The 23,213-nt window shown below is 64.1% G+C and carries 25 protein-coding genes and 1 riboswitch; of the genes, 13 read left to right on the forward strand and 12 right to left on the reverse strand.

Annotated elements, in window-relative coordinates; all coding sequences use genetic code 11:
• Positions 1-17: 17 nt before the first annotated feature.
• Complete coding sequence (locus tag LB577_RS09785; protein ID WP_224686553.1) at positions 18-932, reverse strand: glycosyltransferase family 2 protein; 915 nt, start codon at positions 930-932, stop codon at positions 18-20.
• A 427-nt stretch (positions 933-1,359) separates the two neighbouring features.
• Here LB577_RS09785 and LB577_RS09790 point away from each other — a divergent pair, with 427 nt between their 5' ends.
• Positions 1,360-1,680 carry a DUF1330 domain-containing protein gene (locus tag LB577_RS09790; RefSeq protein ID WP_224686554.1) on the forward strand — a complete coding sequence of 107 codons (321 nt, stop codon included), beginning with the start codon at positions 1,360-1,362 and terminating at the stop codon, positions 1,678-1,680.
• Positions 1,681-1,692: 12 nt separating this feature from the next.
• On the opposite strand, the gene metW is transcribed toward LB577_RS09790, so the two are convergent.
• Both metW and metX read right to left on the reverse strand, forming a co-directional pair.
• On the reverse strand, positions 1,693-2,307 hold the full coding sequence (metW, locus tag LB577_RS09795) for a methionine biosynthesis protein MetW (RefSeq protein ID WP_084018396.1): 615 nt from the start codon (positions 2,305-2,307) through the stop codon (positions 1,693-1,695).
• A 115-nt stretch (positions 2,308-2,422) separates the two neighbouring features.
• Positions 2,423-3,592 carry a homoserine O-acetyltransferase MetX gene (gene metX / locus LB577_RS09800; protein ID WP_224686555.1) on the reverse strand — a complete coding sequence of 390 codons (1,170 nt, stop codon included), beginning with the start codon at positions 3,590-3,592 and terminating at the stop codon, positions 2,423-2,425.
• 120 nt (positions 3,593-3,712) lie between these two features.
• A riboswitch (SAM riboswitch) is annotated at positions 3,713-3,790 on the reverse strand.
• Positions 3,791-3,964: 174 nt separating this feature from the next.
• Here metX and hisC point away from each other — a divergent pair.
• Both hisC and LB577_RS09810 read left to right on the forward strand, forming a co-directional pair.
• Positions 3,965-5,074, forward strand: a complete 1,110-nt coding sequence (gene hisC / locus LB577_RS09805) for a histidinol-phosphate transaminase (protein WP_224686556.1) — start codon at positions 3,965-3,967, stop codon at positions 5,072-5,074.
• A gap of 39 nt (positions 5,075-5,113) precedes the next feature.
• The gene (locus LB577_RS09810; protein WP_224686557.1) at positions 5,114-6,049 is read left to right on the forward strand and encodes a prephenate/arogenate dehydrogenase family protein; all 936 of its coding nucleotides are present in this window, start codon (positions 5,114-5,116) and stop codon (positions 6,047-6,049) included.
• On the opposite strand, the gene LB577_RS09815 is transcribed toward LB577_RS09810, so the two are convergent.
• A complete protein-coding gene (locus tag LB577_RS09815) occupies positions 6,046-6,975 on the reverse strand; it encodes a sugar kinase (protein ID WP_224686558.1) in 930 nt (309 codons plus the stop codon). The genes LB577_RS09810 and LB577_RS09815 overlap by 4 nt on opposite strands.
• Positions 6,976-6,985: 10 nt before the next feature.
• On the reverse strand, positions 6,986-7,984 hold the full coding sequence (locus tag LB577_RS09820; RefSeq protein ID WP_224686559.1) for a DUF2125 domain-containing protein: 999 nt from the start codon (positions 7,982-7,984) through the stop codon (positions 6,986-6,988).
• A gap of 155 nt (positions 7,985-8,139) precedes the next feature.
• Between LB577_RS09820 and LB577_RS09825 the strand changes: the two genes are divergently transcribed.
• The 3 genes from LB577_RS09825 (at position 8,140) to LB577_RS09835 (ending at position 10,443) form a co-directional block, all read left to right on the forward strand.
• A complete protein-coding gene (locus tag LB577_RS09825; protein ID WP_224686560.1) occupies positions 8,140-8,661 on the forward strand; it encodes a gamma-glutamylcyclotransferase in 522 nt (173 codons plus the stop codon).
• Positions 8,662-8,778: 117 nt separating this feature from the next.
• The gene (locus LB577_RS09830; protein WP_224686561.1) at positions 8,779-9,726 is read left to right on the forward strand and encodes an aldo/keto reductase; all 948 of its coding nucleotides are present in this window, start codon (positions 8,779-8,781) and stop codon (positions 9,724-9,726) included.
• Positions 9,727-9,816: 90 nt separating this feature from the next.
• A complete protein-coding gene (locus LB577_RS09835) occupies positions 9,817-10,443 on the forward strand; it encodes a LysE family translocator (RefSeq protein ID WP_224686562.1) in 627 nt (208 codons plus the stop codon).
• A gap of 19 nt (positions 10,444-10,462) precedes the next feature.
• Here the strand turns inward: LB577_RS09835 and LB577_RS09840 are convergent, their stop codons facing one another.
• Complete coding sequence (locus tag LB577_RS09840; protein WP_224686563.1) at positions 10,463-11,251, reverse strand: lysophospholipid acyltransferase family protein; 789 nt, start codon at positions 11,249-11,251, stop codon at positions 10,463-10,465.
• 77 nt (positions 11,252-11,328) lie between these two features.
• A complete protein-coding gene (locus tag LB577_RS09845) occupies positions 11,329-12,234 on the reverse strand; it encodes a LysR family transcriptional regulator (protein WP_224686564.1) in 906 nt (301 codons plus the stop codon).
• A gap of 99 nt (positions 12,235-12,333) precedes the next feature.
• Here LB577_RS09845 and LB577_RS09850 point away from each other — a divergent pair, with 99 nt between their 5' ends.
• From LB577_RS09850 to LB577_RS09860, 3 genes are read left to right on the forward strand one after another with little or no spacing between them, the layout of a single operon-like run.
• Positions 12,334-12,885, forward strand: a complete 552-nt coding sequence (locus LB577_RS09850; RefSeq protein ID WP_224686565.1) for a carboxymuconolactone decarboxylase family protein — start codon at positions 12,334-12,336, stop codon at positions 12,883-12,885.
• A gap of 58 nt (positions 12,886-12,943) precedes the next feature.
• Entirely contained in the window at positions 12,944-13,414 is a 471-nt protein-coding gene (locus LB577_RS09855; protein ID WP_023763874.1) for a DUF1348 family protein, read from the forward strand.
• A gap of 45 nt (positions 13,415-13,459) precedes the next feature.
• Complete coding sequence (locus LB577_RS09860) at positions 13,460-14,092, forward strand: pyridoxamine 5'-phosphate oxidase family protein (RefSeq protein ID WP_023763875.1); 633 nt, start codon at positions 13,460-13,462, stop codon at positions 14,090-14,092.
• Between the two features lie 7 nt (positions 14,093-14,099).
• Here the strand turns inward: LB577_RS09860 and LB577_RS09865 are convergent, their stop codons facing one another.
• The 3 genes from LB577_RS09865 to ftsE form a co-directional block, all read right to left on the reverse strand.
• On the reverse strand, positions 14,100-14,825 hold the full coding sequence (locus LB577_RS09865; RefSeq protein WP_023763876.1) for a YdcF family protein: 726 nt from the start codon (positions 14,823-14,825) through the stop codon (positions 14,100-14,102).
• A 121-nt stretch (positions 14,826-14,946) separates the two neighbouring features.
• Positions 14,947-15,963, reverse strand: a complete 1,017-nt coding sequence (locus LB577_RS09870; RefSeq protein WP_224686566.1) for a cell division protein FtsX — start codon at positions 15,961-15,963, stop codon at positions 14,947-14,949.
• Positions 15,956-16,615, reverse strand: coding sequence for a cell division ATP-binding protein FtsE (ftsE, locus tag LB577_RS09875; RefSeq protein WP_010911739.1), 660 nt, complete (start codon positions 16,613-16,615; stop codon positions 15,956-15,958). Before ftsE ends, LB577_RS09870 begins: the two co-directional genes overlap by 8 nt.
• A 192-nt stretch (positions 16,616-16,807) precedes the next feature.
• Between ftsE and LB577_RS09880 the strand changes: the two genes are divergently transcribed.
• The 3 genes from LB577_RS09880 to LB577_RS09890 all read left to right on the forward strand — a co-directional run bounded on the left by LB577_RS09880 (position 16,808) and on the right by LB577_RS09890 (position 18,502).
• A complete protein-coding gene (locus LB577_RS09880; protein WP_224686567.1) occupies positions 16,808-17,446 on the forward strand; it encodes a hypothetical protein in 639 nt (212 codons plus the stop codon).
• A gap of 23 nt (positions 17,447-17,469) precedes the next feature.
• Positions 17,470-18,012 carry a hypoxanthine phosphoribosyltransferase gene (gene hpt, locus LB577_RS09885; protein WP_023776768.1) on the forward strand — a complete coding sequence of 181 codons (543 nt, stop codon included), beginning with the start codon at positions 17,470-17,472 and terminating at the stop codon, positions 18,010-18,012.
• Between the two features lie 118 nt (positions 18,013-18,130).
• Complete coding sequence (locus tag LB577_RS09890; RefSeq protein ID WP_023763880.1) at positions 18,131-18,502, forward strand: response regulator; 372 nt, start codon at positions 18,131-18,133, stop codon at positions 18,500-18,502.
• Here LB577_RS09890 and LB577_RS09895 read toward each other — a convergent pair whose 3' ends face one another.
• Positions 18,503-19,450, reverse strand: a complete 948-nt coding sequence (locus LB577_RS09895) for a DMT family transporter (protein WP_224686568.1) — start codon at positions 19,448-19,450, stop codon at positions 18,503-18,505. It abuts the gene before it with no gap.
• Positions 19,451-19,672: 222 nt separating this feature from the next.
• On the opposite strand from LB577_RS09895, the gene LB577_RS09900 reads away from it, so the two are divergent.
• Positions 19,673-20,551, forward strand: coding sequence for a LysR family transcriptional regulator (locus LB577_RS09900; protein ID WP_224686569.1), 879 nt, complete (start codon positions 19,673-19,675; stop codon positions 20,549-20,551).
• Positions 20,552-20,574: 23 nt separating this feature from the next.
• On the opposite strand, the gene LB577_RS09905 is transcribed toward LB577_RS09900, so the two are convergent.
• Positions 20,575-23,178 (reverse strand): TIGR02302 family protein, encoded by a 2,604-nt coding sequence (locus LB577_RS09905; RefSeq protein WP_224686570.1) that lies wholly within the window; start codon positions 23,176-23,178, stop codon positions 20,575-20,577.
• Positions 23,179-23,213 lie beyond the last annotated feature (35 nt).

Consider the following 23,213-nt stretch of genomic DNA (forward strand, 5'->3'; position numbering starts at 1 on the left):
GCCGGCGCTGCGGCAAACTAGTCGCGAACTTCATCGTAGAGATCGCGACGCCAACGCCGGCCATGGACGTAGCCATTGATCAGTTCCGGCAATGAATAGCCAAGCGCTTCCGACGAGCGGTTGGCCATGTAGCCTGCGAAGGCCTCAGGTATCCGGCCTTTGAGTAGATCGGCGATGATCTGCCGCGTGATCATGAATGGCGGGACGTGAGGGTAGCAGCGGGCGATATGCGGGTGTTTGCCCATCAGGTCCGCATAGGCTTCGACGTAACCCGCCCTGCGGCCAGAAATCGAATTCTGCGAACTGTGTTTCGTCCAGTCGATATCCCTGGACAATTGCGCGCCGAAGCGTCTTGCCAGGCGCAGCAACAATTCCCGATCCTGCATCCGGGTGATGTCGCTGTCGTAGCCGCCGATCGCCAGCAAGGCGTCGCGACGGGCCGTTATCGCGGAGCCGGCGACGAAGGCCGTCTGTGCCACCACCGCTCGCTCCAGCATTGACGGGGTCAGAAATGCAGTCCGGTTGACGCTGTTGGTGGCTCGGTTTCCCTTCATTGAAACGTATGAAGAGAGCAGCACCTGAAGCGCCGGATTGTCATCAAACCATTTCAAGGTTCGTTCGACCCGATGCGGCAAGTAGACGTCGTCCGAATCAAGGAAGGTCACCACCGGCGCCCGCGCCCGCTCGATGCCGGCATTCCTGGCGGCGTTGGCGCCCCGCCATTTCGCGCCGACATAGATCAGCCGCGGATCGCGAATACGGGCCAGCGCCGCCTCCGTACCGTCGGTGGAGCCGTCGTCGACGACGATATGCTCTAGCCTCGGCATGCTCTGGGAAAGCACGCTTTCGACGGCGCGCAACACCTTGCCGCGTCGGTTGTGGGTCGGCGTGATGACCGTGATGAGGGGAGAGCGTTCCGTTTTCGCGGTCATGGCGCGTCAGCCGCTTCCAGCGCAAATGTGCCCTTCCTGTCCGGTCTATCGATCTTCAGGATGGTCGAATGAATCGGACTTCCCCCTCCGTGCTCCTCGGTGGTGTTCGGCGTGAAGTTATAAAAAACAGCCACTCCTGTCACGCGTCGTGCAACGGTTCAATCCCGCGCGAGACGACGAATTGGTGCAGCGCGCGGTTCAAATGCGACACCGTCGCCCCCAGTCTTCCCGGGAATCAATCTTGCGAAGATGGCCAAACCCGAAGCGGAATTGCATGCATTCCTTTGCGTCAGACGTAATCGCATCGCCGCCGGAGCTTGGGCAGATTGTCCTAGAAACGGAGCATGAGCCGAAAACCGCTTCACACTTTTCGGCATCATGCTCTAGCGAGGCCGCTGATCGGCTTCGATCCGAAGGGAGCAAGATCATGACCGCCTACGCCGTTGCCCATATGCGCCAAGCTACAATGGGTCCGCAGATTGTCGAATATCTTCACAAGATCGATGCCACGCTGGAGCCCTTCGGCGGCCGGTTCCTGATCCATGGTGGCGATGTCGAGGTGATCGAGAACGACTGGCAAGGCCACCTCATCGTCATCGAATTCCCCGACAGGGAGCATGTGCGCGGTTGGTACAATTCGCCGGCCTATCAGGCGATCCTTGCCCTGCGGACCGACAATTCGCAATCCGACGTCGTCTTCGTCGATGGTGTCGAACATCCGCACAAGGCCATCGATGTCCTGGACTAGATGCGTGGTGCCTTATCGTTTCAGCAGGAACACTGCCTGCTGGCCGAAGAAGTTCCAAAACCACCAGGGCATCGACAGGGCGATCTTCTGACCGTTGGCGTCGAGCGCGGTTGCCTTTTCCACCGTAGCGCCAAGCTCCTCGCACAGATTGACGAAGTCGCGGATAGTGCAGAAGTGGATGTTGGGCGTGTCGTACCAGGAATAGGGCAGGTCCGAGGTCACCGGCATGCGACCCTTGACGAACAGCGACAGCCGCACCCGCCAGTGGCCGAAATTGGGGAAGGACACGATCGCCCGGTTGCCGATCCGGAGCAATTCGTCGAGCACCAGCTTCGGGTTGCGGGTGGCCTGCAAGGTCTGCGACAGGACGACGAAGTCAAAACCCTTGTCGGGATAGAATTCGAGATCCTTGTCGGCATCGCCCTGGATGACCGAGAGGCCGCGTGCCACGCATTCGTTGACGCCACGCTGCGACAACTCAAGACCGCGGCCGTCGACCTGCTTGGTGTCTTGCAGCAATTCGAGCAGCGAGCCGTCGCCCGAACCGACGTCGAGCACCCGCGATTGCGGCGGGATCAGGTTGGCGACGACCTCGAGGTCGACGCGCTGGTTGCCGTTGACGCTCATGATGTCGCCCCTTGCCTGGCGCATGATCCCGATCCGAAAAGTCTGCAACTTTTCGGGGTCATGCGCTGACGCCTGGCGCATGATCCTGATCCGAAAAGCCTGCAACTGTTCGGGGTCATGCGCTGAGCCCTCTCGCCCTTGCCGCCGAGCCGATGAAGCCGTTGATGGCGGCGAACAGTTCCGGTTCGTCGAGCAGGAAGGCGTCGTGGCCGCGATCGGTCTCGATCTCGACGAAGGATACCGAAGCGCCGGCGGCGTTGAGCGCATGCACGATCGAGCGGCTCTCCTCGGTCGGAAACAGCCAGTCGCTGGTGAAGGACACCAGGCAGAACCGGGTCTTGGTGCCGGCAAAGGCGTCCGCCAACCGGCCGCCATGGTCGGCGGCGAGGTCGAAATAGTCCATCGACCGCGTCATGTAGAGGTAGGAATTGGCATCGAAGCGGTCGACGAAGGTCATGCCCTGGTGGCGCAGATAGCTCTCGATCTGGAAGTCGGCGTCGAAGCCGAAGGTCAGCGCTTCGCGATCCTGCAGGTTGCGGCCGAATTTCCGGTGCAGGGCGGCTTCCGACAGATAAGTGATGTGGGCGGCCATGCGCGCCACCGCCAGGCCCTTTTCCGGGCGCTTGCCGTGCTCGAAATATTTGCCGCCATGCCAGTCCGGGTCGGCCATGACGGCTTGCCGGCCGACCTCGTGGAAGGCGATGTTCTGCGAGGAATGGCGCGCGCCAGTGGCGATCGGCAGCGCCGAGAAGACGCGCTCGGGATAGCTCGATGCCCATTCCAGCACCTGCATGCCGCCCATCGAGCCGCCGAGCACGCAGAACAGCTTCTCGATGCCGAAATGGTCGATCAGCATCTGCTGCGCGCGCACCATGTCGCGGATGGTGATGATCGGCAGGTCGAGCCCGTAGGGCTTGCCGGTGGCTGGGTTGGTCGATGCCGGGCCGGTCGAACCCAGGCAGCCGCCGATGACGTTGGAGCAGATGACGAAGAAACGGTTCGTGTCGATGATCCGGCCCGGGCCGATCAGAACCTCCCACCATCCAGGCTTGCCGGTCACCGGATTGGTGCTGGCGACATGCTGGTCGCCGGTCAGCGCATGGCAGACGAGGATGGCGTTGGAGCGAGCATCATTCAGCGTGCCATAGGTCTGGTAAGCGATCTGGAACGGCGACAGCAGCGTGCCGGCGTCGAGCTTGAGCGGCTTGTCGGACCCGAAACGCAACACCGGGCTCGACGGCGTGTCGAACTCGTTGTTAGTCTTTCCTGCGCGCAGAGCGGCCATCAATTCTCTCTTGTTGCACCGTGCTTTTCTCGGAAATCGCTGCCGATCTCCGCGTCGCCGATGCGTTCGTCCGGCCGGCAGCGGACAACAAAAAACCGGCATTGCCTTCGCAAAGCCGGTTACGTCACGCAAACGGCCCTTTAGCGAATTGTTTAACGTGGCTGCAAGCCGACCGGCCAAATCACCACGGAACTGTCGCTGTCCTTCTAGAACTCGCCTGGCTCGCCGTCAATGCCGGTCCACTGGGCCGGTCACTGGGCCGGGTGCTGGGCCGGCCGCTGGTCGCGCCGCCACCTCTCGACATTGCGGGCCATGGCTTGTATTTCCGCAGCGGCCTCCGGGTGGAGGCGGTTTCGACGGATTTTGCAAAAAATGAACCATACACCGGATCGGGCACGTCCAACGCCGCGCGCGGGCATCATGGACATAGATGCCTACGTGCCCGGCAAGAGCACGGCGCCGGCCGGGGTCGCCAAGGTCTACAAGCTGTCGTCGAACGAGAACCCGCTCGGTCCGTCGCCGAAGGCGATCGAGGCCGCGCGGGAGGTTGCGGGAAAGCTCGACGTCTACCCCGATGGCACGGCGAGGCGGCTGCGCGAGGCGATCGCCGAGGTGCATGGCCTCAACCCGCAGAACATCATCTGCTCCAACGGCTCCGACGAGATCCTTGGCCTGCTGGCGCAGACCTACCTCGCGCCGGGCGACGAGGCCGTGTTCACCGAACACGCCTTCATGGTCTACAAGATCTACATCCAGTCGGCAGGTGGCGCGCCGATCGCGGTCAAGGAGACCGACGAGCGCGCCGACATCGATGCGATACTGGCCGCAATTACGCCGCGCACGAAGATCGTGTTCCTCGCCAATCCGAACAATCCGACCGGCACCTATGTGCCGTTCCAGGAGGTGCGCCGGCTGCATGCCGGCCTGCCCCGCAACGTGCTTCTGGTGCTCGACGCGGCCTATGCCGAATATGTCCGGCGCAACGACTACGAGGCGGGCATCGAGCTGGTCGGCAGCACCGAGAACGTGGTGATGACGCGCACCTTCTCCAAGATCGGCCTCGGCGGGGCGCGGCTCGGCTGGATGTACGGGCCGATGCACATCGTCGATGCGATCAACCGCGTGCGCGGCCCTTTCAACGTCAATGCGACGGCGATCGAGGCCGGCATCGCGGCGATCCGAGACCGCGCCCATGTCGAGCGCAGCGTGGCGCATAACGAGACCTGGCTCGCCTGGCTGAGCCAGGAGATGACCGGACTTGGGCTGCGGGTGACGCCCAGCGTCGGCAATTTCATCCTCATCCATTTTCCCGACGACCAGAAGCATTCCGCGGCGGCGGCCGACGACTACCTGACGGCGCGCGGCTATATATTGCGGCGCGTTTCCGGCTACGGCTTTCCCAACGCGCTGCGTATGACGGTCGGCACCGAAGAGGCCAATCGCGGCGTTGTCGCCGCGCTCACGACATTCCTGAAAAGCTAGAACGCCTGAAAAGCTGGAACGCCCAGAGCTGGAAACAACATGACATCACCGATGTTTGAAAAGATCGCGCTGGTCGGCATCGGCCTGATCGGCTCGTCGCTGGCCCGCGTCATTCGCCGCGAGGGTCTTGCCAGCCATGTCGCCATCTCGACCCGCAGCGCCGCGACACTGGCGCGGGCGCAAGAGCTTGGGCTGGGCGATTCTTACACGACACAAGCCAACGAAGCGGTTCGCGACGCCGATCTGGTCATCGTCTCGGTACCCGTCGGCTCGTCGGGCGCGGTCGCCGAGGAAATCGCGCCGGCGCTGAAAAAGGGCGCGATTCTCACCGATGTCGGCTCGACCAAGGCCTCTGTCATCGCACAGATGCAGCCGCATGTGCCTGATGGCGTCCACTTCATTCCCGGCCACCCGCTGGCCGGCACCGAAAAATCGGGACCGGACGCCGGGTTTGCCGACCTGTTCGACAATCGCTGGTGCATCTTCACGCCGCTGCCGGACACTGATCCGGACGCAATGGAGAAGCTATCGGAATTCTGGCGCCGCTGCGGCGCCAACATCGACACCATGGACCCCCAGCATCACGATATGACGCTGGCCATCGTCTCGCATTTGCCGCACATCATCGCCTACAACATCGTTGGTACCGCCGACGATCTGGAATCGGTGACCAAGACGGAAGTGATCAAATATTCCGCTTCCGGTTTTCGCGACTTCACGCGCCTCGCCGCCTCCGACCCGACAATGTGGCGGGACGTCTGCCTGCACAACAAGGACGCCATCCTCGAAATGCTGGCGCGGTTCTCGGAAGATTTGGCGTTCCTGCAGCGGGCGATCCGCTGGGGCGACGGCGACAAGCTCTTCGACCTGTTCACCCGGACGCGCGCCGTGCGCCGGTCGATCATCGAGGCCGGCCAGGATATCGACGCGCCCGATTTCGGCCGCCAGGCCGTCGAGCATCCCGCAAAAAGCTAAGCCTGTTCAGGCCAGGCCGCGGCGACCATCGCCAGTGTCTCGGCCCGGTTTGGCGCGCCGAGCCTGCCGCCGAAGCGCAGGCATTTGAGCGCGGCGGCGGCGCTGGCAAAGCGCAAGGCCTGCTCGACCGGCATGGCTTCCGCCAGCCCGACGGCAAAGGCGCCGTGAAAGACATCGCCGGCGGCCAGCGTGTCGACCGCCTTTATTCTCGGCGCCTCGACATGGCGGATGCCTCTGCCCGCACGATCGGACCACCATGTTCCGGACGCGCCGGCGGTCACCGCGACAAAGGCATCGGTGCGGGAGGCAAGGTCGGCGCAAGCGGTCTCCAGATCCAGCGCCTGGCCGCATATGATGCGGACCGCCGGCTCGGAGGCGACGATGTGCGAGGCCAGCGGCAGCAACTGCTCCAGCACCGCCAGCGGCGCTGTATCGGCATCGAGGATGGCCGGACGGCCGGCGGCGCGGGCGGCCTTCAGGGCAAGTGCCGCCGCGCCCGGCCAGCGCACGTCTGCCAGCACGGCATCGAAGGCGGAGAGGTCGGCGACCGGCAGCGCTTCGGGGTCGGCCTGGGCCTTGCTGTCGTAGAACGGCACGATGATGCGCTCACCATGCGCGTCGACCAGGATCGAAGCCAGCGCCGAACGGGCGCCGCTGACGCGGCGGACATGGGTGCAATCGACGCCCTCCGCCTCGATCCCGGCAATCAGCTGATCGCCGACCGGATCATCGCCGGCGCTCGCCCATAGCGACACTTCCGCGCCGAGGCGATGCGCGGCACAGGCAGCGCTCGTGGCCATGCCGGAGGCGATCTGGACGCCGTCGGAGGCGATGAATTTTCCCTGATGCGCGGGGAGGGTGTCGACCCGAAGAATGGTATCGAGCGTCAGTGCGCCTACGCTCAGAAGCTTTGCCGGTCTGTCCATGCCGGAATGCTTAATTGACAGGCTTGAGCTTGCCCAGCGGAATGAAGCCGAGCGAGGCCTTGCCCTTAACGACCTTCAGCGGCATCGACGGTTCGCTGCCAAGCATGGCGAGTGCTGCAAAACCCTGTTCGATCGCGTTCTTCTGCTCGGGTATGGCGCCGGCCAGAATGGCTGCCACGGCCTTGGGATCCTTGATCCTGATCATCAGATCGGCATTGACCAGGCCTTCGGCATCGACCGACAGCGGCCCGGAAAGGGTGACGCGCGCTGTCCCCGACGACAAATCGAGGTTGCGGATCTCGACGCTCTGGCCGCGCAGGCTTTTTACCTGTGTGCCGACCAGCGCAACGCCGTTGTTCAGCGTGATGTCGCCGCTTGCATCGAGCGCCGGCAGCACTCGACCACCGATCGCGTCGGCGTCGATCTCGAGATCGCCAAAGCTGCCGGCATAGTCGAGATTCCCGCCATTCGGCTGCAATTGGCCCGATGCCTTGCCGGCGCTGAACAGTTCGACAGGGTCGGTGTCGTCGGCCGGATCGGTCTGGCCCGACAGGCCTTCGGCCTGCAGCGATATGCGGTGCGGCAGCGGATACCACAATTTGACATTGGCCTGCAGGTTGTCCCAGTCGATCCACAGCGGCATCATGCCCGGGACGGAAGTCCTGAGCGGACCGCGCAGACTGGCGACCGGCGACAAGGGCTGGACGATCTGGGCGACGGCATTGAAGCTGCCGGCAGACGCCGCAATGTTCTTGGCATCGTCCTCGTAGGCGAGATTGTCGCAGGAGACCGTGAAGTTCAGGGGATAGCCGCTGACCTGGAGATTGGCGCAACCGGCCTCGATGCCGCTCTTGTTGAGCGTGGCAACCGCCTTGTCGGCCTCGGTCCTGACCCTGTTGGCCAGATAGAACCAGCCGGCGCTGTAGATGGCGAACAGCACAACGATAAACGCCACAAGCCAGAACAGGCCGCGGCGGGATTTTGGTTGGCGTTCGTCACTTGACGTCATGCTTTGGCTCTCATTAACGCAATGGGTATCGTGGACGGACCTTCGATTCCGACAACACCAGGTAGATATTGACGAACAGGTAGACGGGGACGGACGGAAAAAACACCGGTTTCCGGTGCGGCATTGTCATTCTTTTTGCAATCAGGCGCGGCGATATGGGCGATTTTTGGGTGTTTGGCTATGGTTCGCTGATCTGGCGGCCCGGTTTCGCGCATGTCGAGACACGACGTGCCCGCCTGCACGGCTACCGGCGCTCGCTTTGTGTCTATTCTTTCGTGCATCGCGGCACGCGCCGGCGGCCCGGACTGGTGCTCGGCCTCGACCATGGCGGTTCCTGCGTCGGCCTGGCGTTCCGCGTCCCCGGCGAACTGCGCGACGAGGTCATTGCCTATCTGCGCGAGCGGGAGCTCGTCACCAGCGTCTATCTCGAGCGGACGCTGAAGGTTCGCCTCGATGGTGGCGGGACAGTCGGAGCGGTGGCCTACATCGTCGATCGCAAGCATGAGCAATATGCCGGCGCGCTCGACGCGGCGGATGCGGCAGCGGTGGTGCGGGGCGCGGCCGGCCAGTCCGGCGACAACGAGGATTATGTTCTCAGCACGCTGAAGCACCTGGAAGCACTCGGCATTCGCGATCACTGGCTGGAAGAGGTGGCGCGGGAGATAGCGCCTTTGTGAAGCGCTGGCTCTGCGGAAAAGGCGGCCAGGCCTTTGACCTCGAAGCCGCGAGACCTAGGTTAGGCTCCGAACCCAGCCAACGGGCGGCCTCCGCCCTGCCAATCACGGAGATCCGTCTTGCAGAAACGCCGTCTCGGTCGCACCGATCTTTCCATCGCGCCCCTGGTTCTGGGTGGCAATGTCTTCGGCTGGACCGCGGATGAGAAGACTTCGTTCGACCTGCTCGACCGCTTCGTCGGCGCTGGCCTGAACGCGGTCGATACGGCGGACGCCTATTCGCGCTGGGTGCCCGGCCACAAGGGCGGCGAATCGGAAACCATCATCGGCAAATGGATGAAAGACCGCGGCAATCGCGACAAGGTCGTCGTGGTGACCAAGGTCGGCTCCGACATGGGGCAGGGCCACAAGGACCTTTCCGCCGCCTATATCGAGAAGGCCGTCGATGCGTCGCTGAAGCGACTGCAGACCGAAGTCATCGACCTCTATCTGTCGCACTGGCCAGATCCGGCCACGCCCTATGAGGAAACGCTGGGCGCCTACGAAAAGCTGCTCGCCAAGGGCAAGGTCCGCCATGTCGGGTGCTCGAACCTCGACGCCGGCCAGTTGCGCGCCGCGCTCGACGTGGCGAGCCTGCGCAGCCTGCCGCGCTACGAGGTGCTGCAGCCGGAATACAATCTCTACGATCGCTCGTCCTTCGACGGCCCGCTGCACGATCTCTGCGTTGCCGAGGATATCGGCGTCATCACCTATTTCAGCCTGGCCAAGGGTTTCCTGAGCGGCAAATACCGCAGCGAGGAGGATCTTGGCCAAAGCGAGCGCGGCGAAGATGTCGGCAGCTATTTGAATGCGCGCGGCATGCGCATCCTTGCGGCACTCGACGCGGTGTCATCAAGGCATTCCGCCAAACAAGCTGAAGTGGCGCTTGCCTGGGTGATCGCGCGGCCCGGTGTCACCGCACCGATCGCCAGTGCGACCAAGCCTGACCAGATGGATAGCCTGATCAGGGCAGTATCGCTGAAACTGACGGCGGACGACATGGCCGAACTCGACAAAGCGAGCGGCTGACGCTTCCTGCAACCACCGGCGCACGAACGTCCAAGACGATCCGCATCGCCTGCCATACCGTCCTTCGCACGGGGCAGGATAGAGGATCAGATGGCCGGACCGCTTGTTTCGCAGCCGGAGCTTTGGCGCCAGCTGCTCGCGCTGGTGCTTGCCGCCACTGTCGTCATGGGCAGTCCAGGGCCGGCGACGATAAGCGTCACCGCCGTCGGCGCGGCCTTCGGCCTGCGCCAATCGCTGCGCTACACCTGCGGGATCGTGCTTGGCACCGTCGCCGTGCTGCTGGTCGTGGCGACCGGGGTCATGGCGGCGCTCACCTCGATGCCGAAGCTGGCACCGGCGCTGGCTGTCGCGTCCGCCGCCTATATCCTCTATCTTGCCTTCAGGATCGCCAGCGCTCCGCCGCTGGCGGCGCATGCCGCCGAGACGTCGCGCCCGACATGGCTGGCCGGGTTCCTCCTGGCGATAGCCAATCCAAAAGCCTATGTGGCGATCGCCGCCGTGTTCGCCGGCGCTGCTCCTAAGCAAGGCGCCGCCGAGCTTGGCCTACCTTTGAAGCTGACGGTCCTGGCGGCGATGATCGTTGTCATCCATGCCGTGTGGCTGCTCGCGGGTGCCGCGTTCGCGCGCTTTCTGCGCCGGCCGGTGGCATCCCGGATCATCAATCTGGTCTTTGCCGCGACGCTGGTGCTGACCACGGTTCTTGCTGTGTTCGGCTGACTTTTCTGGCAGCAAAGCCTCAGGCTTTCGCGCCGAGCTCCCGCAGGCGCTTGACCGCCGTTGGCGGCAAGGCCGGCGGATTCGGCGCTTGGGACGCTTCGACGAGGAGCTGGTCGCAGGCGGCTTCCGTGTCGCCGATCAGTCGCGCCATGAATTCGTCCTTGCCCAGGCCCGGCGGGATCGGTGGCAGGAAACGCGCCTTGATGGTGCCGGGATAGCGCAGGAACTTGCGGCGCGGCCAGTACAGGCCGGCGACATGGGCAACCGGCACCACCGGAACGCCAAGCTGCGCATAGATTTCGACGATGCCGTATTTGTAGGCCGGCTCGTCGCCCGGCGCGCGGCGCGTGCCTTCGGGATAGATGATCAGCTGGCGCGGGTTGCGCGCCAGTTCCTCCCTGGTCGCCGCGACAACCGCCTTCAGGGCCTTGGAACGGCTGCCGCGATCGACCGGGATCATGCGCATCTTCATGATGTACCAGCCGAAGAACGGGATCCAGGTTAGCTCGCGCTTGAGGATGTAGAGCGGATCCTGGAGGAATGGGAAGAAGGCGATCGCGTCCCAGAACGACTGGTGCTTGGGCGCCAGGATGAAGGAACCCTCGGGCAGGTTTTCCAGGCCGGTGATGTCGTTCTTCGTTCCGGCGATCTTGTCGTAGAGCCACATGCAGGTGCGCGACCAGAATTTCGGCACGAACCAGGCGCGGTGACGGGGCGACAGGAAATAGTAGGGGGTCCAGAGGATCATCTGGACGATCAGATTGACGTAGAAGACGAAATTGAACGCCAGCGATCTGACATAGAGCATGGGGGAGGTCCGGTGAGGAAGTGTGCGTTGGTTACACCAAGCAGGCGCAAAAAGGAAACGGTACAATACGGCTCATTCTACCAGGTCGCCTGCGCCAGACGTTCCCTGAGGCGCGGGCCGGCAAAGTCCAGGAAGGCGCGCAGTTTCACCGGCAGCCGGCCCTGGCCGGCGTGCACCAGGTTTACCGGCCACGGCTCAGGTTCGAAATCCTCGAGCACGGGCTGCAGTGCCCCTGAGCGTACAGCGGCGACGATCTGGTAGGAGAGCACGCGCGTCATCCCGATCCCGGCAGTCGCCGCATCGATCGCCGCCTCTGCGGTGTTGACCCGGAGCCTGGAACGGACAGGGACAGGAAAATCAGACTTGTCCGCCGCGAAGGTCCATGTGGCGAGCGAGCCTAGACCCTCGAAGGTGATGCAGCTATGGGTCTCAAGGTCTTTCGGCGTTTTCGGCGTTCCGTGCCCGGCCAGATATGCTGGACTTGCGCAGACGACATGCCGGATCGAACCGACCCTGGTCGCGACCATGCGCGAGTCCGGCAATCTGCCGATGCGGATGGCGAGGTCGATATGGTCCTCGGCCAATTGGACTATCCTGTCGCCGAGCGTCAGGCGGATATCCACCTGGGGGTAAGCGGCCAGGAACGCCGTGACGACCGGCAGTACATGGAGGCGGCCGAAAACGATCGGCGCGGTGACGATCAGTTCACCTGTCGGTGTGCTGTACTCGCCACCAGCGGTACGCTCGGCGTCTCCGACGTCTTCCAGGATACGACGGCAGGCGGCAAGATAGGCATGGCCAGCATCGGTCAGCGTCAGCCGCCGTGTCGACCGGTTCAACAAGCGTGTCTTGAGATGCCGTTCCAGCTCGGAGACCTTGCGGCTGACAGTCGCCAGAGGAGTGCCCAGACGACGCGCGGCAGCGGAAAGGCTGCCGGACTCCGCCGCTGCGACGAAAAGGGACATGGCTTCGAGGCGATCCATGGTTTTTCCCATAAATTGGAAGGATGGATTGCAATTATGGCACCTACATCCGCAAGATGGAAGGATGCATATAGGAGGGGCAAATCCAGAGGAATTCCCATGCCCCGCATCGCCACGCTTTCGTCCATCGCCACCGCTCCCGTAGCCGCGCAGCCCATGCTGCGGGCAGTGGAAAAACAGCTCGGTGTCGTGCCGAACCTGTTTCGGATGGTCGCCAACAGTCCAGCCGCGCTTGAAGGCTATCTCGGCATGTCGGGTGCGCTGGCCAAGGGCCGGCTGCCGGCGCCGACGCGCGAGCGCATCGCGCTGGCAATCGCCGAGATCAATGGCTGCAGTTATTGTCTTTCCGCGCACAGCTACCTTGGCAAGAACCTCGCCAAGCTCGACGACGCCGAGATGATCGCCAACCGCCATGGCAGTTCCACGGATCCCAAGGCGGCCGCGGCGGTGCGTTTTGCCGCCAAGGTTGCGCAAAGCCGCGGGCATGTCGGCGATGAGGATGTCGCCGCTGTAAGGCTGGCGGGCTACGATGACGGGCAGATCATCGAGATCGTCCGGCATGTCGCCCTGAACGTCTGGACCAACTATATCAATGAGGTAGCCCGCACCGCGATCGATTTTCCGGTTGTTTCCGCCCGCGATGCTGCCTGAATGCGGCAGGGCCGGCGGTGTCAGCCGGTCCCAGTCCTTCATGACGCAGAGGAATCCCATGTCTGAAAGCCGCCCGCCGCTTCCGCCCTTCACCGCCGAGACCGCAGCGCAGAAAGCGCGCATGGCCGAGGATGCATGGAATTCCCACGATCCAGCACGGGTCGCGCTCGCCTACACGACCGACAGCCGCTGGCGCAACCGTGCCGAATTCCTGCAGGGCCGCGATGCCATCCAGGCTTTCCTGACCCGCAAATGGAGCCGCGAACTCGACTACCGGCTGATCAAGGAGGTCTGGGCCTTCCACGGCAATCGCATCGCCGTGCGCTTCGCCTATGAATGGCACGATGACTCAGGTTCGTGGTTCCGCAGCTACGGCAACGAGAATTGGGAGTTCGACGAACACGGGCTGATGCGCCTGCGCATCGCCAGCATCAACGACCTGCCGATCGGCGAGGCCGACCGCAAATATCACTGGCCGCTCGGCCGCCGTCCGGACGATCACCCGACATTGTCGGAGCTCGGGCTCTAGCATCGTCTCTCAAGTGTTTGGACCGGAGACATCAAGGAGGTTTCGATGAACGCGCATGCTTTCACCAGCGACGTCGCCTTCACACCGACCGTCAAGGCGATCCAGGCCCGCAAGGGCTCGCGCCAGTCCTATGCGCGGGTCGAGGAGCGTGGCGGCTGGCAGGGCGTCATCACGCCTGAGCTTGCTGCTTTCCTCTCGATGCAGACCAGCGTCTTCCTGTCGACGGCCAATGGCGACGGCCAGCCTTACATCCAGCACCGGGGTGGGCCGGCCGGCTTTCTCAAGGTGCTCGACGAAAAGACGATCGGCTTCGCGGATTTTGCCGGCAACAGGCAATTCATCACCCAGGGCAATCTGGCCGACAATCCGAGGGCCTTCCTTTTCCTGATCGACTATATGCTGCGCCAGCGCATCAAGATCTGGGGCACGGCGCGCGTCGTCGAAAACGACGCCGAGCTGATGGCGAGGCTGATGCCGCAGGACTACAAGGCGCGGCCGGAGCAAGTCATCCTGTTCACGGTTTCGGCCTGGGATGCCAATTGCCCGCAGCACATTCCGCAGCGTTTCGAGGCGGCCGATGTCGCGGCAGCGCTTGGTGAGCGGGACCGGCGCATTCAACAGCTCGAACAGGAGATCGCGCGTCTCAAGGGAATTTCAGAGACTGCGGCCGAGGGCTGATACCGGTTCAGCCGCCAGCCGCGGTTTCGGCCAGCGCTATGCCGTCTGGGGTCGGCTTCACCGGCACGATGCCGCGCGCCAGCGCCAGCAGATATTTGGTGTATTCGGTAAACAGCACCCGCAACGCCCGCGGCTTGGTCAGCCAGCCGCCATTGTCGAGATTGGAATTGACCACCGGATAGGGCTCGAGCCTTGCGCCATGCAGCAGCCGGCCCATTTCCAGCAGGCTGCGCGGCATGTGATAGTTGTTGGTGACCAGGATCACCGTGCCATAGGCATGGTTTGTCACCCATTTGGCGCTTTGCTCGGCGTTGCCGATCGTGTCGAGCGCCGCGCGGTCGATGTCGACGCAGCAGGAAAACAGCTTCTTGTCGCCGCCGGTCGCGGCCTGGAGCTGGCGTCGGCTGGCGGAAGGGTGCACACCGCTGATCAGCAGTCGCTCGCCCTTGCCGGATGCCAGCAATTCCATCGCGGCGTCGAGGCGCGACTGGCCGCCGGTCAGCACGATGATGGCATCGGCCTTGGTCGGATTGGTAGGCGTGGTCAGATGGCTGACCTTGTTGGCGAACCAGCCGAAGCCGCCGGCGAACAAGGTTGCGAGGACGAGGAGCGAGAGTGCGGAGATCCGAATTGCCGTCTTTAAACGGCTAACCTTGTCGTGGTCGCGCGAACGAGCAACCACCACTGGCATCTGCCCAGCCGTCCCGGTCGAATCCCGCACGTCCATGGCCATATCGTTAATCCCGAAATGCGGCCTTTGATAGGTAAAAGACGCACTTTGCGTTACGCTGTTTCTCCATCCGTGATCCGTCTCGTTTCCACCCGCGCCCTCGACCCACAGACACGCTCCCTTTTCATGCGTCGGGTTGGCGGACGTCGATGTCGCTGAGATAGGCGACGACGGTGGCATGGGAGGTTGCCGCCGTCAGTGCGCCGATCACCAGCACCATCAGCACGACGCCGAAATAGCCGGCCGAGCCGATGGCGAAATTGCCGAACAAGGCAGTGGCCTGGTCGGCCTGCGGCGTCGCCATGTTGCGTGACGACCACCAGGAAAAGACGATGAAGACGAGCACCGCGGCCGCCCCCCCGGCGGCCGCGCCCCCCCCCCCGCGGGGGGCCGCGCCCTTCATGCCGGTGACCAGGAAATGCCGACGGAACTCGCGCGCGATGAAAGCCGCCTCGGCGCCGACGAAATGCAGCACCTCGATGATATGGCCGTTGCCAGCCATGGCGCCGCGGGTCGCGAACACGACCGTCAGAACGGTCGCCGCCAGCATCAGCGCCAAAACGGCGATACCGATGGTCACCGTGGTGCGGGCCATGGCCACCAGCCGGTCGACCCAGGTGCGGTGATCGTCGAGCGAGGCGCTCGGCAGCTTCGGCGTGATCGCGGCGCGCATGGCGGCGAAATCGGGCGGACTGTTCTCGTCGATGGTGACGATGATCAGGCGCGGCACCGGAAGGTCGTCGATGTTGAGGCCCGAACCAAGCCACGGTTCCAGCAACCTGGCGGTCGCCTCGCGGTCGATGATCCGCGTCGACTTCACGCCGGGGAACTCGCCGGCGATCTGCGAAGCCTGGGTGAGCGCTGCCTCCATGTCGAGGCCGTCGGCCGGCTTGACCTGGATCGTCGCCTCACGCGAAATCTGGTTCTCCCAGACCGAGGCCGTATCACGCACCAGCGTCACCGCGCCGAAGGTCAGGCAGGACAGGAAGGTCATGATGGCGATGACCAGCACCAGGGCGCGGCCGGCGATGTTCTGCGCCGGCACGATCGGCGCCATCTTGCGCTGGGCGCGTGGCCTTGCCTCGGCCGTGTCGGCTTCCTGTTCGTGCTCGTGGAGATGTTCGACGGACAAATCAGTCATAGATGTCCAGCCTTCCGCCGGCCAGGATCATGCGGCGTGCATCGACCTGTTCCATCAGGCCGAGATCGTGGGTCGCAATCACCACGGCGGTGCCGAGACGATTGAGTTCGATGAACAGTCGTAGCAGCCGCCGCGCCAGCGGCGGATCGACATTGCCGGTCGGCTCGTCGGCGAGCAGGATCTCCGGTTGCTCGATCAGCGCGCGCGCAATCGCGGCGCGCTGCTTCTCGCCGCCCGACAGGACCGGCGGCAGCACATGCATGCGCTCGCCCAGCCCCACCCATTTCAACAGCTCGGTGACATCGGTGCGGTAGCTTGCTTCCTCGCGCCCGCGCACGCGCAGCGGCAGCGCGACGTTCTCGTAGGTGGTCATGTGGTCGAGCAGGCGAAAATCCTGGAAAACCACGCCGATGCGGCGCCGCAAATGCGGCAGTTCGGTGCGCGAGATGCGCGAGCGGTCCTTGCCGAAGATAGTTATCAGCCCGCGCGTCGGCTTCAGCGACATGAACAGAAGGCGCAGCAAGGTCGTCTTCCCGGCGCCCGACGGCCCGCTCAGGAACTGGAACGAGCGCTCCGGTATATGCAGGGAAATGTCGCGGAGGATTTCCGGACCCATGCCATAGCGGAGGCCGACATTTTCGAAGCGAATCAATTTCGACGACCTGAATTTCGTGGCAGGGTATAACCTGCCTGTTCTGCGAAAAGACCATCGGCCGGCATGGTTAACCGGCGGTTAATTCCTGGGTTCTTTCGGCTCGTCACAAGGGCTCCGGTGGGGAAGCGTTAACCATTTTTGTTTACGCAAAAGAAACGAAAAGCGAACACGTGCTGCAACGCTGGGGCCATGATGGCTGACGAACGAACCGCGCGCCCGGTTTCCGGCGAAATCATGACCGATCCCCCGGCAATCGCCGCGATGGACCGGTTCATACGCGGTCCAGCGGCCGACGTCGTCGATGCCGATTATGTGGTGATGTCGCGGCTCCCGGCCGAAAGCGTTCCACCGCCGCCGCGCGCGATCGTCACGCCGCCCATCGAGGGCATGGATATGCTGCGCAAGCCCGAGGCGCCGGTGGAGCGGCCGCCAGCCTCGCGCGGCGGGCCGATCTTCTGGATCGCCGGCATTGCCGCTGCCCTTGCCGCCTTCTGGGTCTCCGGCGGGCACGCGCTGGTGCGCCAGGCACCGTTTCTCTCCGGTGGGCAAACATCGGCGCTGACGATTTCGGGCGTCACCTCTCGCGTCGACGCCTCCGGGGCCAATCCCGTGCTGTTCGTCGATGGCGAGGCCGCCAATGACGGCGCGAAGCCGGCACAGTTGCCGCCGCTCGAGATCCGGGTGACCGGCAATGATGGGCGCACGACCCGCTATACGTTGGGGACATCCGGCCATTCGCTGGCGTCGGGAGAAAGATTTGGCTTTGCCAGCCGGCTCGACGTGCCTAAGAACGGCGTAAGGACCGTTTTGGTCACTTTTGCGCAGTAGGCGATCACCGGGGAAGACGAGCAATGCCCATCGTACGCGACAAGGACATCGAGGTCCTATTTTCGGCGTCGGCGATTGCACGGCGCAATCTTGAGCTGGCCAAGGAGATCGCCGAGCATGACTATCACGATCTCCTGGTGATTTCGGTGCTGAAGGGGTCGTTCATCTTCGCCGCCGATCTGATCCGCGCCATGCACGACGTCGGCCTGTCGCCCGAGGTCGAGTTCATCTTCATCTCCAGCTATGGCGCCGGCACCAGCAGCGGCGAGGTGAGGGTGCTGCGGGACATCGACAATGAGGTCGCCGGCCGCGACGTGCTGTTGATCGATGACATCCTCGAATCAGGCAAGACGCTGAGCTTCACCCGTGACCTGATGCTGTCGCGTGGCGCGAAAAGCTGTTCCATCGCCGTGCTGCTCGACAAGCGCATGCGCCGCCAGACCGCGCTCAACGCCGACTATGTCGGCTTCGACTGCCCGGATTATTTCGTCGTCGGCTATGGCATGGACGTAGCACATGCTTTCCGCGAATTGCCGTTCGTGGGTGTTGTGAAAGGCGATGCGTAAGGCCTTTGCCTCGCTTTGGCGATTCTGAAAAAGGCCTTAGCGGCGTCCAAGAAAATTAGCCCGCCGGCCAGTCGGGGCTTCAGGAAAAGTCAACGTTTGGCCGCCAAATATGCCGGCCATGGCAAAGCTTCTGATCGTCGAGGACGATGAGTCCGTCCGCACCCTCGCCGCCCGCGCGCTCGAACGCGCCGGCCACACAATCGATATCGCCGCCGATGGCGCGCAAGGGCTTTCGCTGATCCGCGCCGCGAATGGCGGTTACGACCTCGTCGTCTCCGATATCCGCATGCCGGAGATGGACGGCATCGAGATGGCGATCGCGGCGGCCGCGCTTTTCCCGGCGATGAAGATCCTGCTGATGACCGGTTATGCCGACCAGCGCGAGCGCGCCGAGGAGTTGAACGGCATCATCCTCGATGTCGTGCAAAAGCCCTTCACGCTGGCTGAAATCCGCTCGCGGGTCGAACGGGCGCTGATCTGCTTCGCCTGATCAGGCTGGGTCGGTGGCAGCCAAAGCCGCTGCCGGGCTCTTGCGCAACCCGCTGTTGAGCGCCAGCAGGCCGGCACCAATGATCAGGGCCGCACCGATGACGGTCGTCGACCGCGGCACTTCGGCGAAGAACAGAAAACCCCACAGCGGCGACCACAGGATGCCGGTGTATTCGAAGGTGGCGACGCGGTTGGCCGGCGCCAGCCGGTAGCCCTGCGACAACAGGATCATGCCGGCCGAAGCGACGAAGCCGCAGGCCGCCATCTTGAGGAAATCCGGCAGCGTCGGCCATATCCACGGCCGCACCAGGAATTCCAGGCTCGGGTGGACGGCATGGGTGATGCCGGCAGAGTGGAACGAGCCGGCGACCATGGCAGCACCGATGAGATAGGCGCCGTTCTGATAGAAGGCCATGACGGTGGACGATTCGGTATCGCCGATCTTGCGGGCCATCAACTGCGAGAAGCCGTAGAGCGCCGCCGAGCCCAGCGACAGCAGGGCCGCCCAGTCGAACAGGCCGGCGCCCGGACGCACCATCACGACGACGCCAAGCAGCCCGATCAGCACGGTCGCCAGCGTGCGCCAGGAGACGCGCTCGCCAAGATACGGTCCGGCCAGCGCCATGATGAACAACGGCGCCATGAAGTAGAGCGCCACGGCATCGGCCAGCGGCAGGGCGGCGATGGCCAAATAGTACATCGTATAGGAGGTGAACTGGATGAAGGCGCGTATCGTCAGCAGGCCGAACCGCCGCGACAGGATTGCCGGCAGGCCGACATCGGCGTGGACAAGAAGGATCAGGATCGGCAAGGCGACGATCGAGCGGATCGCCATCACCTGGGTCACCGGATAGCCGCTCGACACCGCCTTGACGAGCGGATCCTGCAGCGAGAAGACCAGCACGCCGAGGCACAGGCTCAGGATGCCGCGCACCATCCTATTTTGCATCCGCGTTCAGGCTCCCGCGCGTATGACCGGAGGCCCCCGCCTGCAGATCAAAAAGAACCCGCCACCGTTTCGGGCAGCGGGCACGAGTGAGGACTCTCGATTGGTCCGCAGCCGATTCGGCAGCCGCATATCCAATGGGTGAGGCGACTATCGTCCGACGTTTGACATGTTGCAAACGAATTGGAATGATACCAGCAATCAAATTTTCTTATGGCGGATTCCATGCGGCCGACCCTCGACAGCGATCTCCTGCGCACCTTCGTGGCCATTGCCGATGCCGGCAATTTCACCAAGGCGGCCGAACTGGCCGGCCGCACGCAGTCGGCCGTGTCGATGCAGATGAAGAGGCTCGAAAGCCTGGTCGGCGACAGCCTGTTCGAGCGCGGTTCGCGCGGCGTCGCACTGACGCGGCGCGGCGGCGAACTCATCGGCAACGCCCGCCGCATCGTCGCGCTGCTCGAGGAAACGGCGGCGTCGATGACGGCCGCGCCGCTCGGCGGGCCGGTGCGCATCGGCATTCCGGAGGAGTATGGCCACGCCATCCTGTCGCGGGCGCTCGGCGCGTTTTCGAAGCGCCACGCACAGGTCGAGGTCACCGTGCGCTATGCCCATTCCTGGGCGCAGATGGCGTCACTCGCCGCGGGCGAACTCGATCTGTGCGTGGTGTTCGAATGGCAGGATGCTTCCGGCGGCGAAGTGCTGATGCACGATCCGACCGTGTGGGTGACATCGACCCTGCATCACATGCATGAGGAGCGTCCGGTGCCTATCGCGCTCTACAACCGAGCCGGCTGGTGCAAGGATTTCGCCATCAAATCGCTGGAGCAGCGCGGCCTTGCCTATCGCGTCGCCTATACCAGCGACACCAATGGCGGCCTGAAGCTTGCCGTCACCTCGGGGCTGGCGATCGCGCCGATTTCGCGCAGCAACATTCCGGAAGGCTGCCGTGAGCTGACGTCGGCCGACGGGTTCGGCGACATCGATTCCTCGAATGTGGTGATGCATCGCAACCCGAATGCGTCAGGCGAGGCGATCGACGGCATGCAAGAGGCGATCCGGGAAGCGTTCGTCAACAGGCAAGCCCAGCCTGCCGTTGCATAAAGCAGCCGGTTGCTCCGGCTGTCCTATTTCAACTCCAGCAGCCGTTCGAGATAGCTGCGCTCGACATCGGGGCTGAGCGCATTGCCGAGCCGTTTGCGGATCGCTTCCAGTATCTGGCGCGCGCGCTGGACGTCGATCTCGTCGGGCACCTTCACCGAATCGCCGAAATCCGGCCCCTTGCCGGCGCGTGGCCGGCCAAGCGGGTCCCGGTCGGCATTCTGCTGGCGGCCGCCTTGCTCGCTGCCGCCCTGGTCGCCCTGCATGGCCTGCATCTGTTTCATCATGTCCTTGGCACCCTTGCGCAGCGCCTCCAGCGCCCGGCCCTGATGGCCGACGGCTTCGTCGCCCTGGCCCTCGCCGAGCGCCTGCTCGGCGCTGCCCATGGACTTGCCGGCCTCACCAAATCCTTCATTGGGCTCCATGCCCATGCCTTCGAGGCCCTTCTTCAGCTTGTCGAGATCGCTTTTCAGCTGGCCCTGGCCTTCCTGCAGCTGCTTCAGCGCATCTGCGAATTCCTGTGGCGTCATCGGCTTCTGCCTGGCGAGCGGGTCGCGATCCTGGCCAACGCCCGGCTTGTCCTGGTCCTCGCCGCTGCCCTGGCCAAGCTGCTCGTCGCGGTTCTGTCCGCGCTGGCGTTCGCCGCGCTGCATCTGGTCCATGCGGAAGGTGTCGTTCATCATCTCTTGCTGGCGCCGCAGGATTTCACCCAGCTTGTCCATTTGCTGGCGCATCTCGCTGTCCTGCTGGCCGCCCTGCTGCTGACGTCCGGCCTGGAGGTTGTTCATCATGTCCTGCAGCTGCGACAGCAATTGCTGCGCCTTGTCGCGATCGCCCGACTTCGCCAGGTTCTCGATCTGGTCCATCATGCGGTCGATGTCGCTCTGGCGCAGTTCCTGGCCATTCTGCTGCATCTGCGGCGCGTTCGGGTTCTGCTTGGCGCGTTCGGCGAATTCCTGCAGGAACTGGTTCATCGCCTCGCGCAGCTCCTTCATCGCTTTTTCGATTTCCTGGTCGCTGGCGCCGTTCTTGATGGCGTCCTGCAGCGCCTGCTGCGCCTGGCGCAGCCGCTTTTCGGCGGCAGAGAGGTTGCCCTCCTCGATGCCGAGCGCGATTTCCCAGAGATAAGCGACCTCGCTGCGCAGCTGATCGTCGCTTTCGGCCAGCTTCAGCCGGCTGCGCGCGCTCATGATGGCGAGGTAGTGGGACATATTGTCGAACGTGTCTTCCGGCCGCAGCGTGATGGCGTCCATCAGGTCGAGCACACGCGGCTTGGCATTGGCGTCGAGCGCTAGCAGGCGGCGCTGTTCGATCACCGCCCGGGCCAGCGGGTTGGAGAACGGCCGTTCGGGCATCACCAGGGTCTTGGTCTCGCTCGACGCGGTGTGCCCGGCGTCGTCGGTGGCGACGAGCGTCAGCTTGATGCTGTTGCCGGCCCAGACGTGCTCTGTCAGGTCCTTCGAGGTCTTGGCCGCATTCGACTTGCCGCCGCGGCGCGGCAGCGTCAGCGGCATCTCGGGCGGGCCGTAGAGCGGGCGTGCACCCGGCGCCTGCGGGTCGCCCAGCGCGAACACCGCCTTGGCGTTGGCAGCACCGTAGTCGTCGTCGATCTGGTAGTTGAGCTCGAAGGCGCCGTTGGCGGCGCGTTTGGGCTCGCCGACGAAGCGGATCTGCGGCGGCTTGTCGGGCACGACGGCGAAGGCCCAGCGGCCGAGCTGATCCTCACCCGACTTCAGCGTCAGCGTGCCGTCGCCGGTCAGCTTGCCGATGAACTGGCGTATCTTCGACGGCGAGGAGGATGGCGCTGGGCCCGCTGCCGGCTTGGCGGAGGCAGCCTGCTGGCTGGCCGGGTCGATGGCGCGGGCGTTGCCGTCCTTGTCGGCATAGGCCAACGTTTCCTCGCCCGAGCCCCCGGTGACGCGCAAGGAGACCTCGCTGCCTTCGGGGACATGAAACGTCGGCATAGCCTGGTTGGCGTCGGCGGTCAGGAAGATCGGCGGCTTGCCGGTATAGGCCGGCGGCGTCACCCAGGCATCGATGCGCGGCGGCACGATGTCGTATGTGCCATGGGCCATGAACCCATCGCTTAGCCGGCCGCCCGTCGGCCCGAAGGAGAAGGCAAAGGCGGTGACGAGCAGAAGTGCCGCCACGGCGCGCAGCCCCCAGGGATCGCGCTCCGGCACGCGCGTGCGCGGCAAATCGGCGCCGAGGCTGTCAAGCTTTGCGGCCATGCGCTTCTGATGCTCGCGCCAGAGCGCCTGGGAGAAGCTGCTTTCCCTGCCGCTTGGCCGGTCGGTCTGCGTCAGCACGGGGCTGTGCAGCAGGCTGTTGGCGGCCTCGATGCGGCGATCGATCTCGGCAGCACCTGGCACGCGGAAGAAGCGCAGCGGATAGAGGGCGGCGAGCCCGGCGACGCCGAAGGCGGCGACAAGGCCGATGCGCAGCATATCCGGCAGCCGGGAGAAAATGCCGAACCAGGAGGCGCTGAGGAACAGGGTGGCGAGGATGACGAGCGGGAGCAGCAGCGGCCAGCCACGCTCGACCACCATCGAGACCCGTGTCGCCAGCCGGCTCAAGGCGAGGCGCCCGGCCAGGCCGCGGTCGTTGCTGAAGGTGGGTCGTTGCGTCATCGGCCCTTCCATGGGAGGGGCAAAATAGCCCAAGC

It is taken from the genome of Mesorhizobium sp. B283B1A, from assembly GCF_020165735.1.
GTDB classification, from domain to species: Bacteria; Pseudomonadota; Alphaproteobacteria; order Rhizobiales; family Rhizobiaceae; genus Mesorhizobium; species Mesorhizobium opportunistum.

Excerpts from the sequence above, each read along its gene's own strand:
- LB577_RS09785 (WP_224686553.1), bottom strand. The coding sequence starts at position 932 with ATGACCGCGAAAACGGAACGCTCTCCCCTCATCACGGTCATCACGCCG.
- LB577_RS09790 (WP_224686554.1), top strand. The coding sequence starts at position 1,360 with ATGACCGCCTACGCCGTTGCCCATATGCGCCAAGCTACAATGGGTCCG.
- metW (WP_084018396.1), bottom strand. The coding sequence starts at position 2,307 with ATGAGCGTCAACGGCAACCAGCGCGTCGACCTCGAGGTCGTCGCCAAC.
- metX (WP_224686555.1), bottom strand. The coding sequence starts at position 3,592 with ATGGCCGCTCTGCGCGCAGGAAAGACTAACAACGAGTTCGACACGCCG.
- hisC (WP_224686556.1), top strand. The coding sequence starts at position 3,965 with ATGAACCATACACCGGATCGGGCACGTCCAACGCCGCGCGCGGGCATC.
- LB577_RS09810 (WP_224686557.1), top strand. The coding sequence starts at position 5,114 with ATGACATCACCGATGTTTGAAAAGATCGCGCTGGTCGGCATCGGCCTG.
- LB577_RS09815 (WP_224686558.1), bottom strand. The coding sequence starts at position 6,975 with ATGGACAGACCGGCAAAGCTTCTGAGCGTAGGCGCACTGACGCTCGAT.
- LB577_RS09820 (WP_224686559.1), bottom strand. The coding sequence starts at position 7,984 with ATGACGTCAAGTGACGAACGCCAACCAAAATCCCGCCGCGGCCTGTTC.
- LB577_RS09825 (WP_224686560.1), top strand. The coding sequence starts at position 8,140 with ATGGGCGATTTTTGGGTGTTTGGCTATGGTTCGCTGATCTGGCGGCCC.
- LB577_RS09835 (WP_224686562.1), top strand. The coding sequence starts at position 9,817 with ATGGCCGGACCGCTTGTTTCGCAGCCGGAGCTTTGGCGCCAGCTGCTC.
- LB577_RS09840 (WP_224686563.1), bottom strand. The coding sequence starts at position 11,251 with ATGCTCTATGTCAGATCGCTGGCGTTCAATTTCGTCTTCTACGTCAAT.
- LB577_RS09845 (WP_224686564.1), bottom strand. The coding sequence starts at position 12,234 with ATGGATCGCCTCGAAGCCATGTCCCTTTTCGTCGCAGCGGCGGAGTCC.
- LB577_RS09850 (WP_224686565.1), top strand. The coding sequence starts at position 12,334 with ATGCCCCGCATCGCCACGCTTTCGTCCATCGCCACCGCTCCCGTAGCC.
- LB577_RS09855 (WP_023763874.1), top strand. The coding sequence starts at position 12,944 with ATGTCTGAAAGCCGCCCGCCGCTTCCGCCCTTCACCGCCGAGACCGCA.
- LB577_RS09860 (WP_023763875.1), top strand. The coding sequence starts at position 13,460 with ATGAACGCGCATGCTTTCACCAGCGACGTCGCCTTCACACCGACCGTC.
- LB577_RS09865 (WP_023763876.1), bottom strand. The coding sequence starts at position 14,825 with ATGGCCATGGACGTGCGGGATTCGACCGGGACGGCTGGGCAGATGCCA.
- LB577_RS09870 (WP_224686566.1), bottom strand. The coding sequence starts at position 15,963 with ATGACTGATTTGTCCGTCGAACATCTCCACGAGCACGAACAGGAAGCC.
- LB577_RS09880 (WP_224686567.1), top strand. The coding sequence starts at position 16,808 with ATGATGGCTGACGAACGAACCGCGCGCCCGGTTTCCGGCGAAATCATG.
- hpt (WP_023776768.1), top strand. The coding sequence starts at position 17,470 with ATGCCCATCGTACGCGACAAGGACATCGAGGTCCTATTTTCGGCGTCG.
- LB577_RS09890 (WP_023763880.1), top strand. The coding sequence starts at position 18,131 with ATGGCAAAGCTTCTGATCGTCGAGGACGATGAGTCCGTCCGCACCCTC.
- LB577_RS09895 (WP_224686568.1), bottom strand. The coding sequence starts at position 19,450 with ATGCAAAATAGGATGGTGCGCGGCATCCTGAGCCTGTGCCTCGGCGTG.
- LB577_RS09900 (WP_224686569.1), top strand. The coding sequence starts at position 19,673 with ATGCGGCCGACCCTCGACAGCGATCTCCTGCGCACCTTCGTGGCCATT.
- LB577_RS09905 (WP_224686570.1), bottom strand. The coding sequence starts at position 23,178 with ATGACGCAACGACCCACCTTCAGCAACGACCGCGGCCTGGCCGGGCGC.